Origin of the sequence: Sphingopyxis sp. (assembly GCF_036402335.1) — a bacterium.
Taxonomy (GTDB): domain Bacteria; phylum Pseudomonadota; class Alphaproteobacteria; order Sphingomonadales; family Sphingomonadaceae; genus Sphingopyxis.
In genome coordinates this window covers 1-12464 of the sequence record NZ_DASWTD010000186.1, presented here as the reverse complement: position 1 = coordinate 12464, position 12464 = coordinate 1, and the positions used below count along the sequence as shown (strand labels likewise).

The 12464-nt window shown below is 66.2% G+C and carries 18 protein-coding genes; 12 read left to right on the top strand and 6 right to left on the bottom strand.

From position 1 onward, the window contains the following. Nucleotides 1-17 precede the first annotated feature (17 nt). Nucleotides 18-572: a sigma-70 family RNA polymerase sigma factor gene (locus tag VGD20_RS05940; protein WP_414714549.1), complete on the bottom strand. Its 555-nt coding sequence runs from the start codon at nucleotides 570-572 to the stop codon at nucleotides 18-20. Between the two features lie 268 nt (nucleotides 573-840). Here VGD20_RS05940 and VGD20_RS05935 point away from each other — a divergent pair, with 268 nt between their 5' ends. The 5 genes from VGD20_RS05935 (at nucleotide 841) to VGD20_RS05915 (ending at nucleotide 4735) form a co-directional block, all read left to right on the top strand. Further along, a complete protein-coding gene (locus VGD20_RS05935; protein ID WP_331133570.1) occupies nucleotides 841-1095 on the top strand; it encodes a NepR family anti-sigma factor in 255 nt (84 codons plus the stop codon). After that, complete coding sequence (locus VGD20_RS05930; RefSeq protein WP_331133569.1) at nucleotides 1095-1727, top strand: sigma-70 family RNA polymerase sigma factor; 633 nt, start codon at nucleotides 1095-1097, stop codon at nucleotides 1725-1727. Before VGD20_RS05935 ends, VGD20_RS05930 begins: the two co-directional genes overlap by 1 nt. A gap of 104 nt (nucleotides 1728-1831) precedes the next feature. Continuing rightward, entirely contained in the window at nucleotides 1832-3025 is a 1194-nt protein-coding gene (locus VGD20_RS05925) for a PQQ-dependent sugar dehydrogenase (RefSeq protein WP_331133568.1), read from the top strand. Between the two features lie 141 nt (nucleotides 3026-3166). After that, entirely contained in the window at nucleotides 3167-3979 is an 813-nt protein-coding gene (locus VGD20_RS05920; protein ID WP_331133567.1) for an esterase/lipase family protein, read from the top strand. A gap of 42 nt (nucleotides 3980-4021) precedes the next feature. Further along, entirely contained in the window at nucleotides 4022-4735 is a 714-nt protein-coding gene (locus VGD20_RS05915; RefSeq protein WP_331133566.1) for an SIMPL domain-containing protein, read from the top strand. Here the strand turns inward: VGD20_RS05915 and VGD20_RS05910 are convergent, their stop codons facing one another. Next, complete coding sequence (locus VGD20_RS05910; protein WP_331133565.1) at nucleotides 4736-5254, bottom strand: GNAT family N-acetyltransferase; 519 nt, start codon at nucleotides 5252-5254, stop codon at nucleotides 4736-4738. A gap of 253 nt (nucleotides 5255-5507) precedes the next feature. Between VGD20_RS05910 and VGD20_RS05905 the strand changes: the two genes are divergently transcribed. The 4 genes from VGD20_RS05905 to VGD20_RS05890 are packed head-to-tail and all read left to right on the top strand — an operon-like array spanning nucleotide 5508 to nucleotide 7894. Next, a complete protein-coding gene (locus VGD20_RS05905) occupies nucleotides 5508-5972 on the top strand; it encodes an Rrf2 family transcriptional regulator (RefSeq protein ID WP_331133564.1) in 465 nt (154 codons plus the stop codon). Further along, nucleotides 5965-6660: a class I SAM-dependent methyltransferase gene (locus VGD20_RS05900; RefSeq protein WP_331133563.1), complete on the top strand. Its 696-nt coding sequence runs from the start codon at nucleotides 5965-5967 to the stop codon at nucleotides 6658-6660. The genes VGD20_RS05905 and VGD20_RS05900 overlap by 8 nt, the downstream gene beginning before the upstream one ends. A gap of 45 nt (nucleotides 6661-6705) precedes the next feature. Continuing rightward, entirely contained in the window at nucleotides 6706-7251 is a 546-nt protein-coding gene (locus tag VGD20_RS05895) for a helix-turn-helix domain-containing protein (RefSeq protein ID WP_331133562.1), read from the top strand. A 16-nt stretch (nucleotides 7252-7267) separates the two neighbouring features. Continuing rightward, complete coding sequence (locus tag VGD20_RS05890) at nucleotides 7268-7894, top strand: HD domain-containing protein (protein ID WP_331133561.1); 627 nt, start codon at nucleotides 7268-7270, stop codon at nucleotides 7892-7894. Between the two features lie 6 nt (nucleotides 7895-7900). On the opposite strand, the gene VGD20_RS05885 is transcribed toward VGD20_RS05890, so the two are convergent. After that, nucleotides 7901-8425, bottom strand: coding sequence for a dihydrofolate reductase family protein (locus tag VGD20_RS05885; protein WP_331133560.1), 525 nt, complete (start codon nucleotides 8423-8425; stop codon nucleotides 7901-7903). 46 nt (nucleotides 8426-8471) lie between these two features. Here VGD20_RS05885 and VGD20_RS05880 point away from each other — a divergent pair, with 46 nt between their 5' ends. Continuing rightward, on the top strand, nucleotides 8472-9062 hold the full coding sequence (locus VGD20_RS05880) for a hypothetical protein (protein ID WP_331133559.1): 591 nt from the start codon (nucleotides 8472-8474) through the stop codon (nucleotides 9060-9062). On the opposite strand, the gene VGD20_RS05875 is transcribed toward VGD20_RS05880, so the two are convergent. Further along, complete coding sequence (locus VGD20_RS05875; protein WP_331133558.1) at nucleotides 9059-9487, bottom strand: VOC family protein; 429 nt, start codon at nucleotides 9485-9487, stop codon at nucleotides 9059-9061. The two genes, VGD20_RS05880 and VGD20_RS05875, sit on opposite strands and share 4 nt — an antisense overlap. 137 nt (nucleotides 9488-9624) lie before the next feature. On the opposite strand from VGD20_RS05875, the gene VGD20_RS05870 reads away from it, so the two are divergent. Both VGD20_RS05870 and VGD20_RS05865 read left to right on the top strand, forming a co-directional pair. Continuing rightward, complete coding sequence (locus VGD20_RS05870) at nucleotides 9625-10944, top strand: S41 family peptidase (protein WP_331133557.1); 1320 nt, start codon at nucleotides 9625-9627, stop codon at nucleotides 10942-10944. Beyond that, nucleotides 10928-11395: a MarR family winged helix-turn-helix transcriptional regulator gene (locus VGD20_RS05865; RefSeq protein ID WP_331133556.1), complete on the top strand. Its 468-nt coding sequence runs from the start codon at nucleotides 10928-10930 to the stop codon at nucleotides 11393-11395. The genes VGD20_RS05870 and VGD20_RS05865 overlap by 17 nt, the downstream gene beginning before the upstream one ends. On the opposite strand, the gene VGD20_RS05860 is transcribed toward VGD20_RS05865, so the two are convergent. Continuing rightward, nucleotides 11396-11890: a GNAT family N-acetyltransferase gene (locus tag VGD20_RS05860; protein WP_331133555.1), complete on the bottom strand. Its 495-nt coding sequence runs from the start codon at nucleotides 11888-11890 to the stop codon at nucleotides 11396-11398. Further along, nucleotides 11887-12464 (bottom strand): GNAT family N-acetyltransferase (locus tag VGD20_RS05855; RefSeq protein ID WP_331133554.1); only part of this gene is annotated, 578 nt, incomplete at its 5' end. The genes VGD20_RS05860 and VGD20_RS05855, both read right to left, overlap by 4 nt.

Genomic DNA, 12464 nt, shown 5'->3' with positions numbered 1-12464 from the left:
TCGCGGCGTAAAAAGCCCTATTCTCCGGCCGGACCGTTCGCGGTCAGCTGGTCGACATTGTCCATGATCGTGCGAAACGCTTCGCTCGACGGCAGTTCGTCGGTGCTGCGCCGCGGCATTTCGCCGCTTTCCAGTATCGCCTGCAATGCCGCGCGGCCGCGCGATACGCGGCTTTTCATCGTGCCCACCGCACAGCCGCAAATCGCCGCGCCCTCTTCATAGGACAATTGCCCCGCGCCGATGAGCACCAGCGCCTCGCGCTGGTCGACGGGGAGCAGCAGCAGCGCGCGCTGGACGTCGGCGAGGTTCAGGCTGTCGTCCTGGTCGTCGGGCGCGACGAGCAGGCGTTCGGCCGCCATCTCGTCATATTCGGCGGTGAATTTCTTCCGCCGCATCTGCGACAGGAAGCAGTTGCGCAGGATGACGAAGGCCCAGCTCTTCATGCTGGCGGGCCCCGGCACATATTGCGCGCGCGCCTTCCACGCCTTCAGCATCGTCTCTTGCACCAGATCGTCCGCCATGTCGGCGTTGCCGGTCAAGCTGCGTCCGAACGCGCGCAGATGCGGCAACATTGCCGCGAGTTCGCGCTTGAAGCTGGCATCGTCGAGCGGTTGGGGTGTTTCGTCGCTGGTCACACGGTCCTGATCGGTTGGGCGCCCTGAAGCACCGCTGAATGGACACAAGGCTTAGCGCCTTGAATCCCCTATGGGAACCGAAAGCAGCATCCATGGTGTCCGGGCCGCCGGTTCGCCCCCTACCCGCTGTGCTTTTGCCGCAACACCATTCGTCGAAAAATCGGACCGCACGGGAACCAGCGGCGCCTTTCGTCGTTGCTTCGGCATGGCTACGCAAGGCAACAACAGGATGAACGGCAAGGGCACTCCGCACCCGATGACCGATGCACCGCATCGGCAGCAGGGCAGCTTTCCCGGTACGGGCAGCGACCAGTGGCACCGCACACTGACCGGTCGGCAGGCGCCCGAACCGGTGGGTGCGAAGCTGCGCATGATCTATGGCAACATCGTTTCCGAACAATTGCCCGACAACATGCTCGACCTTCTTTCCCAGCTCGATCAGAAAAGCTCGAAGCAATAATGACCGAAACCACAGCTGCGTCGCAGCCGCAGACCGACACCCTGTCGGACAGCGAATTCAAGGCGTTGCTGGCCGGCGTCATTCCCCACCTGCGCGCCTATGGCCGCAGCCTGTCGGGAAATCAGGACCTCGCCGACGACCTGACACAGGACACGATGGTCAAGGCGTGGGCGTCGCGCGAGCGGTTCGAGCGCGGCACCTCGATCAAGGCTTGGACCTTCGTCATCCTGCGCAACACCTTCCTCTCGCAGATGCGCCGCAACAAGTTTCGCGGCGAATATGACGAGACCGCGGTCGAGCGCACCTTGTCGACCCCGGCGAGCCAGGAAGACAGCGGCGAGATGGCCGATCTGCAACGCGGGCTGATGGAATTGCCGCAGGACCAGCGCGAGGCGCTGATCCTCGTCGGTGCGGGCGGGCTTTCCTATGAGGAGGCCGCGAGCATCTGCGACTGCGCGCTCGGCACGATGAAAAGCCGCGTATCGCGCGCCCGCGCCGCGCTCGAGGAAATCATGAACAGCGGACAATTCTCGCAGAAACGCGCCGATGCGCCTCCGGCGAGCGAGGCCGTCGACGCGATCATGGACAGCGTCGAGACGATCACCGCGCGGCGCGAGGCGGCCAGCCGCTAGGGGCCCGCGCCCCGCCATGGGCGATAATCGTATACGGCTCTCGACAAGCGGCGGCGACCGCGTCAGAACGGCGCATCCTTCCCCAGCAGAGCGAGCCCATTTCGATGAAAAACCTGCCGCACCTTGCCCTGATCGCCGCGCTGGCCGTCGCTGCCTGTTCGGCCGCCCCCGCGTCGACCGAAGCGGCCCCCGCCGACACCGCCAAGCTCGACGCCTCGGGCGCGCAGCCCGCGACCCCGCTCGCCGACGCACCCTTCACCGTCAAGGAGGTCGCGAGCTTCAACGAGCCCTGGGCGATGACCTTCGTCCCCGGCACCCGCGCCGCGCTGGTCACCGAAAAATCGGGCAAATTGAAGCTATGGCAGGAAAATGGCCCGACGCAGGATGTCGCCGGGGTTCCGGCGGTCGCCTATGGCGGCCAGGGCGGTTTCGGCGACGTCATCGTCGCCCCCGACTTCGCGACGAGCGGCACCGTCTATCTGAGCTGGGTCGAAGCCGGCACCGGCAAGACATTCGGCGCCGTCGTCGGCAAGGCAAAGCTGATCCAGGGCGCGTCGCCGCGGCTCGAGGGACTCCGGATCATCTGGAAACAGGATCCCAAGGTCGAAGGCAGGGGGCATTTCTCGCATCGCCTCGCCTTCTCGCCCGACGGCAAATATCTCTTCGTCACGTCGGGTGAACGCCAGAAGTTCGACCCTGCGCAGGATATGAAGGCCAACCTGGGCAAAGTCCTCCGCCTCAATCCCGACGGCAGCGTACCCGCCGATAACCCTTTCGCCGACGCCTCAAAACCCGATGGGGGCGGCGTCACCGCGCAAATCTGGTCGCTCGGCCATCGCAACCTGCTCGGCATCACCTTCGACGGTACCGGCAAATTGTGGAACCAGGAAATGGGCCCGAAGGGCGGCGACGAGGTCAACCTCGTCGAGGCCAAGGCCAATTACGGCTATCCGGTCGTGTCGAACGGCGATCATTATGATGGCAAGGATATTCCCGATCATCCGACGCGCCCCGAATTTGCGGCGCCGAAGCTGTGGTGGAACCCGTCGGTTTCGCCCGCCGGCCTCGCCTGGTACGGCGGCGACGCCTATCCCGGCTGGAAGAACAGCCTGTTGATGGGCGCGCTCTCGGGCGAAGGGCTGATCCGCATGGGCATAGACGGCGACACGCTCCACAAGTCGGACCGCTGGGATTTCGGCCAGCGCATCCGCGAGGTCGAGGTGCGCGACGACGGGTCGGTCTGGCTGCTCACCGACGGCGAGGATGGCAAGCTGGTGCGGCTGGTTCCGAAGCGCTGACCTTCGCCTTTGGTCGCCCTCGAGCGAGACGCGCGGCTCGCTCGACTTGACCCCGGGGTCCGGCTTCCCCATTTCGGACAGGGCAAGGGGTCACTGGATTCCCGCTTTCGCGGGAAGGACGATTATGGGATTAGGCCCACGATGATCCGCGGCTTCCTCACCCGGCGCGCCGAATGGCCCGCGCGCATTCCCGATCCCGACGCGCTGCCGCCGTTGACCTTGCTATGGCGCGAGATCGGCTCGCTGGCACGTGCGCTCGGCGGCCGCATCCGCCCGATGCCGCCCGAGCCGAACCCCGACAGCGAGCATCCGCCGGTGATGGTCCTCCCCGGCTTCCTGTCGGGCGACTGGGCGACCAAGGCCTTGCGCGCCGACCTCCGCCGTTCGGGCTTTCGCTGTTACGCGTGGGGCCTCGGCTTCAACCGCGGCGCGACCGCCGATATCATCGATCGTATCGACACCCGCGTCCAGTGGATCATCGATCGCACCGGCTACGCCCCCGCGCTGGTAGGATGGTCGCTCGGCGGCATCTATGCACGCGAATATGCCAAGCATCACCCCGACAAGGTCGCGCGCGTCGTGACGCTCGGTTCGCCTTTCTCGGGCAGCCGCCGCGCCAACCGCGCGTGGCGCCTCTATCACCTGATCGCACGCCATCCGGTCGACAATCCGCCGATCGACTTCCACCCCGCACCGCGCCCCGAAATGCCCACCTTCGCGCTCTGGTCGAAACATGACGGCGTCGTCGCGGTCAGCAGCGCGCGCGGCCAGCCGCACGAAAGCGACCGGCAGGTAGAGGTCGACTGCGGCCATATGGGCTTCGCCTATGCGCCCACCTCGGTCGCGGCGATCGTCAAGGCACTGACCGAGGAGGTCGCGGCCGCTTCTGCCGAACAGGATGTCGCGGGAGGAGCCGGGGCCGCCCGGTCGGGGCCGGGCTTGATCCGTTCTTAACGATGAACCGGTAGGGTCGGGCTTCCATGTGGAGTCACAACCATGCCGGTCCAACGAAAATATCAGCTGTTCGCGATCCTTGCTCTTGTCGCGGCGGTGCCCGTCATCCTCGCGGCGACGGCCAATGAAGACGGTCTTTCGGAAAACAGCACCAGACTGACGGTGACGGGCCAGGGTTTCGACAGCCAGCCCGTGACCATGATCCAGATCGTCGCGGGGGTCGAGGAATTCGCCCCGCGCGCATCCGACGCGCTGCGCCGCAATGCCGGGAAACTCGACGAGATGCGGCGCTCGCTCAAGCGCCTCGGCGTGAAGGACGAGGATTTTTTCACCTCCAACATGACCTTGTCGCCCGGCAGCGAATATGAAGGATCGGAAAAGATCAAGGGCTTTACGGTCCGGCACAATCTGATGATCAGCTTTCGCGATGCGAAAAATGCCGGCGCGATGATCGACCGCCTTGTCGATGCAGGGGCGACCAACATCCAGGGGCCGATGACGTCGTGGGAGGCAACCCCCGAATCGGCGGCACGCGCCCGCGCAGCCGCCATCAAGGACGCGATGGAACGCGCCGACATCTATGCCCGCACGCTGAACATGCGCGTCAAACGCGTCGTCTCGGTTACCGACAGCTCGGGCTATCGGTCCCATCGCGCGCCCGCGATGATGCGCTTCGACGCCGGCACGCGCATCGATCCCGGCCAGGAAAATGTCACCGTGTCGGTCGGCGTCGTGTTCGAACTCAGCAAGAGCTGATCAGCACACATCGATGCGCCAGGCAGGCGCCGCGCGCCAGCTCATCAACGTCCGCCCCGGGCGCTTCCCCGCCATCCCGGTCGACACGAAACCGATCCGGCGGAGCAGCGCACGCGATCGCTCGTTGTCGGGGTGGCATTCGGCGACAATCGAGCAGCCCGGTCGCGACGAAGCCAGCGCGCCGACGACCGCGCGCACCGCCTCGGTCGCAATGCCCTTGCCCCGCACGCGCGCGGCGAACCAGTAGCCGATCTCATATTCCTGTCCCACGCGGCGATGGACCCCGATCACACCGTTGAGATCGAGACCGCTCTCGTCGCGAACCGCGTGAAACACATCGCCGCCGCCCGATCCCGCGATCAGCGCGCGGGCGTCGGCTTCGGTGAACGGCGCGGGCAGGAAATGGACCTGCGAGGTCACCGTTTCGTCGGTAATCGCGGCGAGCGCGCGGGCATCATCGGCAAGGAGCGGCGTGATGCGGCAATGGTCGGTCGACAGGGCAAGCAAGGTATCGGTCATGTCGCGTCTTCTTTCAAAAGCGCGCGCCGCGACCGGGAGTTGGTGGTGTGATGATGTGATGACAACCATTCGCCTTCCGGACACGGCGGCGATGGTCACAGGTGATGCCATGCCGCTCCTATGTAAAGGAGCGCCAATACGCCTTGAATCGGGTGGATCGGTCGTTGGTCATCGCCGGCGTGGCTAACCGCTCCGCCGTCGCCGGTCAATCCCGTGTCTTGACGGATCCATTTCACGCACTATGTAAAGTTACATGAAACGCGACAGCCGACTCTCGGGCGTGCTCCACGTCCTCCTCCATATGGCCGAGCAGGGCCAACCGATGACCTCGGAACAGCTCGCCAAGGCGATGCAGACGCACCCCGTCGTGATCCGCCGCATCCTCGGCGGGCTTCGCGACGCGGGCTTCGTCCGCAGCGAAAAGGGCCATGGCGGCGGCTGGACGATCGCAAAGAGCCTCGCCGACATCACGATGCGCGATGTCTATGACGCGATCGGCCGGCCCGGCCTCATGGCGATGGGCAACCGCACCGAAGCCCCCGGCTGCCTCGTCGAGCAGGCGGTCAACGCCGCGCTCGACAGCAGTTTCCGCGACGCCGAGACGCTGCTGCTCGCCCGCTTTGGCGAGGTGACGCTTGCGCAGCTTGCCGCCGATTTCCACGCGCGCCTGGCCGCGCGATCCCTCTCTCCCACAGCACAGGAGCAAATCCATGGCTGAAGGCGCGCAGCATTTTCTCGACAGCTTCAAGGACCCCGAGGCGGTCGCCCGCTACACCGAAGGGCCGCGGCGTTTCGTCCCCGGGCTCGACGGGCTTCACCGCATGACAGGGCTGTTGCTCGCCGAGCGCGCTCCGGACCACGCGCATATCCTCGTCCTCGGCGCGGGCGGCGGCAGCGAGATGAAGGCAATGGCCGAGGCGCATCGCGGCTGGCGCTTCACCGGCGTCGATCCCGCGGGACCGATGCTCGATCTCGCGGCAAAGGTCATGGGGCCGAACGCGCACCGCGCCGACCTTGTCGAAGGCTATATTGACGACGCCCCCGCCGGCCCCTTCGATGGCGCGACCTGCCTGCTCACCCTGCATTTCCTCGAGCGCGAGGAACGCATCCGCACCGCCGCCGAAATCCGCCGCCGCCTCAGGCCCGGCGCGCCCTTCGTCGCCGCGCACGGGAGTTTTCCGCAGGGCGCGCACGAACGCGACCGCTGGCTCGATCGCTACGCATCCTACGCCATCGCTTCGGGCGGCGACCCCGAGCAGGTCGCGAAGGGCCGCGAGGCGGTCGCGACGCATGTCGCGATGCTCAGCCCCGAAGCCGACGAGGAGGTGCTGCGCGCCGCGGGCTTCACAGGCGTCGAACAATTTTACGCCGCCTTCACCTGGCGCGGCTGGGTCGGCTATGCCTGAGGATCGGGGCTGACAGGCGGCATCGCCCTGCGCTAATATGGCGCAATGATACATGATCTGCCGATCGGCCGCGCGCTGCGGCGGTTCCGCCGCCTGAACGCGATCAAGCAGGGCCATTTCGCCGAGCTGCTCGGCGTGTCGCAGGCCAGCGTGTCGCGCTGGGAAAGCGGCACGCACGAACCCGATACGGTCCACCGCGACAAAATCGTCGACCTCATCGCGGCGCAGACGGGTGGCGACGCCGATGCCGCGCTGAAAAGGCTCGTCGAAACCTCGACGCAAGCCGTCCACCTCGTCTGCGACGCGACGCACCGCCTGCTCGCCGCGTCGCCCGCGCGTGCCGCGTCGTGGCGGTCCGACACGCAGGGCTGGATCGGCACCTCGCTGTGGCGCTTCGCGACGCCCGAGATCGTCCGCGCTGAAGCGGGGCTCGACGCGGCGGGCTGGTTCGACCGCCCGTTCCAGACGCTCGACGTGCGAACCGGCGGCAACCACAGCGCCGAAATCCCTGTCCGCGCCGGGACGATGCGCTGGGAAACCATCCCGCTTTCGGACGGACGGACCGGCCGGCTGACGACCACCCTGTCCTGACGCGTATAATTTTTACGTGTCCGCGTCCGCGGGGCATTTCTATGACCGCCCGATGGAACAGGCCATTCGACACGACCCCGCGCGCCTCGACGCGATCCTCGCCTTCGTCCAGTCGGCGGAGAAGCTCAAGGATACGCTGCGCAGCGGCATCACCTCGCAGGGCCGAGCCGAAAGCACCGCCGAACATAGCTGGCGTCTCTGCCTGATGGCGATGCTGTTCGACCGCGAACTCGGCGATTTCGACCGGCTCAGACTGCTCAAGCTCTGCATCGTCCACGATCTGGGGGAGGCGATCTCAGGCGACGTTCCGGCGACGCAGCAGGTCGCGGGCGACGGGCGCGCCGCACAGGAACGCGCCGATCTTGTCACGCTCTGCGCGCCGCTACCCGCCGACCTCAGCGACGAGTTGCTTGCGCTCTGGGACGAATATAGCGCGGCCGCCTCGCCCGAGGCGATCCTCGCCAAGGGCTTCGACAAGCTGGAAACCATGCTCCAGCATCTTGTCGGCAAGAATGCCCCCGGCTTCGATTACCGGTTCAATCTCGGTTATGGCGTCAAACATACGGCGCGGCATCCGTTGCTCCAGCAATTGCGCCGCCTGGTCGACCGGGAAACACGGCAGCACGTGGCCGAAGCCCCGTAAGGCAACTTAAAATCCGTAATGGAGGCGCACGCATCCCCGGTCGAGGGCGCTGGCCCCGATCAGGCGCAATCCGCGCCGGAACCCGGTGGGCGGAAACAGCGGCTTTCCGCCGCCGAGCAGTTCCGGCATCACGTAAATCTCGATTTCATCGAGCGCATCCCGTTCGATGAAAGCCATCTGCAACCGGCCACCGCCCAGCATCCAGACATCGCCATCGTCGAGGCCCCGCAACTCCGCCACGAGCGCGTCGATGTCGCTTCGCGTCTCAAGCGGACCCTTCGGATCGGCGATCGGCCGCGACGTGACGACCAGCACACGCTGTTCGCCATAGGCCCAGGGCGCGCCGTCCTTCTCCAGAAAATCATAGGTTGCCCGGCCCATCACGACTGTCCGGATGCCCTCGATGAACCGGCGATAGTCATGCTCGCCAAGGTCGATGCCGTCATAGGCAAACAGCCAGTCGAGGCCGTCGTCCGCATCCGCGATAAAGCCGTCGAGGCTCGCCGCGATATATCCAACGATCCTTGCCATGCACCATCCTTGTAAATAACCGAACGTACGTTTATAAATCATCGACATGGGCAGGATCAAGACAATTTCCGATCATGACGTGCTGGACGCGCTGCTGGCCAGCATGGAGACGACGGGTCCCGACGGGCTGAGCTTCTCTAAAGCGGCGGCGGCGGTCGGCCTTTCGTCCGCGACGCTGGTGCAGCGTTTCGGAACCCGTGAAGCGATGATCCGCGCGGTGCTTCTCCATGCGTGGGATCGTCTCGACGCCCTCACCGCAGTTGCGGACCGCGAGGCTCCAGCCACTCCGGCGGGGGCGATCGCGCTGCTCCTTCGCCTCATGCCCGGCGGCATGGCCGAATATAGCGTAACCGGCGGACTCCTTCTCTTGCGTGAGGACTTTCGCGATCCCGTCCTTCGGGCACGCGGGCACGCTTGGGGCAGCTATCTTGCAAAGGCGCTGGGCAGCCGCCTTGTTTCGCAAGCGGGATCCGCCGAGCGGACGGGATGGCAAATGCTCGCGCTGTGGCAGGGCGCGATCCTCTGGTGGGCATTCAGGCGCGACGGCGATCCCGAGGATGCGATCCGGTCCGCACTCGAACATTGGTGGCACAGCATCGGCGGCGCGAAGCCCGCAACGGGCGATCCGCGCGTCTAGAAGCGGATTTCCACCGAGGGCACGCTGCGCTCGTGCTCGCCATGATAGACCGCCTCGATATTATTCCCGTCGGGGTCGAGCAAAAACGCAGCGTAATACCCGGGATGATAGGGCCGTTCGCCCGGCGCGCCATTGTCGCGGCCGCCCGCCCCGAGGCCAGCCTCGTAGAAGGCGTCGACCATCGCGCGATCCGCCGCCTGAAAAGCGAGATGGTGCCGGCCGGTCAGCTTGCCGAGCGCCGCCTCGCTGTCGGCGGTCGAGACGAACAGTTCGTCGGCCCAGAAATAATCCTCGGCCTCGCCGCCGATCGGCATGCCGAGTATGTCAAAGATCGCCTCATAGAATTTCCGGCTCGCACCAAGGTCCGCGACGACGAGCTGGAGATGATCGATCAAGCGGCCGCGATGCAGTAATTGCGTTTCCATTGCGCCTGTCCTTCGCTGCACCCCCTCCCCGGACCATACCGCTGCCCGCCGCGATGGTTCCCGTCCGGGCTTGCGTCAGATAATTATACAATATATTGCGCAATATATTGTATATCTGCATCACGAAGGAATTGCACATGCAGGCCAGACGATGGGCGGCCGCCCTGGTTGTGACGATGGCATGGCTCGTACCGGTCGGGGCGACCGGCGAAGCGCCGCTGAGCGCTCCCGAAAAGCGCGCGGTGGTCGAAGAACTCGGGCAGGCGATCGAGGCCGCTTACGTCTTTCCCGACAAGGCGAAGACGCTCGCCGCGGCTCTCCAAGCGCATCTCGAGACGGGCGACTATGACGCCGTCACCGACAAGGCGGCGCTGGCGCGCGCGCTGACCGCCGATCTGATCGAGGCGAGCAACGACCTGCATTTCGCCGTTGGAGTCGATCCGGCATGGGTTGCCGATCAGGCCGCGAAGCAAGACCCGATACGCGCCGCTGCGCTGCGCGACGAGGAACGTCGGCGCGAGGCACGGCAGAATTTCGGCTTTGCCGGCCTCCGCTATCTGGGCGGCAATATCGCCTATGTCGACCTGACGCATTTCGCCGACCCCGAACTGGGCTATGACGCCGCGGCGGCGGCGATGCGCTTCATCGAGAATGGCGACGCGGTGATCTACGACCTGCGCTACAACAATGGCGGACATCTGGAGATGGCGCAGTTGCTCGCGAGCCAGCTCTTCCGCGGCGACAAGGATCAGGAGCTGTTCGACTATTATTACACGCTCGATGGCCGCCGCGTCGAGCGCGGCCAATGGGTCCTCCCCGCGCTGCCCGCGAAACGGCTGACCGGTAAACCCGTCTATATCCTCACCGGCTCGACCAGCTTCTCCGCCGCCGAATGGTTCGCCTACACGCTGAAGAAACTGGGCCGCGCGACCCTCGTCGGCGAACGCACCGCGGGCGGCGCGCATCCGGTAGACCGCAAGCCCGTCGGCAGTGATTTTTTCGTGCAGGTGCCGATCGGCCAGATTCGCGATCCCGTCGACGGCGGTGATTTCGAGGGACAGGGCGTCACGCCCGACCATCTGCTCGCATCTGCCGACGCGCTCGCCGTCGCACACCGCCTCGCGCTCGCTGAACTGGCCAAGGCCGATCCGGCGAAACGAGCCGACGCCGACTGGCTCGCCCCCGAACTCGCCGCGCGCCCGCAGCCGTCCGCTGCCGCGCTCAAGGCGATCGCCGGCCGCTACGAAGGCCGGCGCGTCGACCTTGTCGACGGCAAATTGCTCTACACATGGCGCGAACGCTTCCGCCTGACGCTCGAACCGCTCGGCGGCGATCTGCTGGCGATCGAGGGGGTGCGCGACTTCCGCTTCCGTATTCTGCGCAAAGGCGGCAAGGTTATCGCGCTCGAACACCTCGACCGCGACGGAACGACCCAGACCTATGCCCGCCTCGACTGATCTCGACGACATCTCGTTCCTTGGCCGCCTCAGCGAAGCTTTGAGCCAGCGGATCGAGGAACAGACACGTCCGCTGTTCGACGATGCGGGGATTACCGTCCCTGTCCGCTCCTGCTCCTTGCTCACCGCGCTCGAGGCGGCGGGCGAAGCCACGGCGGCCGAGCTCGCCCGCGCGCTCGGCCAGTCGCACCAGCTGGTGGTCCAGAAATGCCCTGCGCTTCTCCGCCTCGGCTTTGTCACCCAGCACGCCGACCCCGCCGATGCGCGGCGCAAGATCTTCCGGCTGACCGATGCCGGCCGCGACCAGCTCCGCCGCCTCGACGCATACAGCGTGCGGATAAGCGAGGTCTATCGCGCGCTCTTCGAAGAAGTCGGCGACGTTCACGGCGCGATACTGAAAGCGCTGAAAGCCCTTGCCGACAGGCCGCTGGCCGAACGCTTCAGGGAATAGTCAGAGCGGCCGGACCATCACCAGCGCATCGACGAAACCTTCCGCCGGGTGCGCGAACGCGCCCGGCAGACGCCCGACGACCTCGAAGCCGAGGGACTGCCACAGTCCCACCGCACGCACATTGCTGCTGACGACGAAATTGAACTGCATCGCGCGAAAACCGCGCGCCCGCGCATGGTCGATCGAGTGCAAGCACATCGCGCGCGCGACGCCGCGCCCCGTCGCCGCCGCGCCGGTCATATAGCCCGCGTTGCAGACATGCGCGCCACCGCCCGCCTGGTTGGCACGGAGATAATAGGTGCCGAGGACGACGCCGTCCGCTTCGGCGACGAATGTCTCCTTGTCCGCCCCGAACCAGTATCCGAGTGCATCGGTCTCGCGCATGTCGCGATCGAGCGTATAGGTCTCGCCGGCGCGGATAACGGGTTCGAGAATCGCCCAGATCGCGGCGGCATCGTCGGCACCGGCGGGGCGGATATGCAGCGCCGCCGTCATGCCGCGTCGATCCCGCGCTGCATCAGATACGATCCCGGCCCGTAGGGACCATCGCGCTCGCCGCCGACATAGGCGAACCCTTGCGCATGCCAGTAGCTGTCAGCGCCCTGAATCGCGACCAGCCGGATGTCGTGGCATCGTTCGATTTCCGCCTGCCTCGTGGCAAAGGCCGTGGCCGACGCCCCGGCGCCCGTACCGCGCGCCGCAGGCAGCAACGCGATGTCGTGGAGATAATAGCTGTCCGCCGCCGCAATCGGTCCCAGCAAGGCACCGAGCTTCGGCGGTTCCGCGTCGCGCGGCCAAGGATGGCTGATCAGATAGCCGAGGGGCTCGCCCCCGCACTCCAATATCGCGCAGCCCGACGGATAATGGGCAAGGCGGTCGGCAAAGGTTGCCAGCGGCTCGGTGAAGTCGCCATGCACGACGTCCGAAATCGCAACGACCGCGGGCAAATCCTCCGCACGCATCGGCCGCCACAGCGCCGCGCCGCTCATGAAGCCTCCCGGGCGAAGGGCGCGACCACCTCCGCCGTCACCCGCAGCGGCCGCCCGCTCGCCTTGTCGAGCAGCGCCCA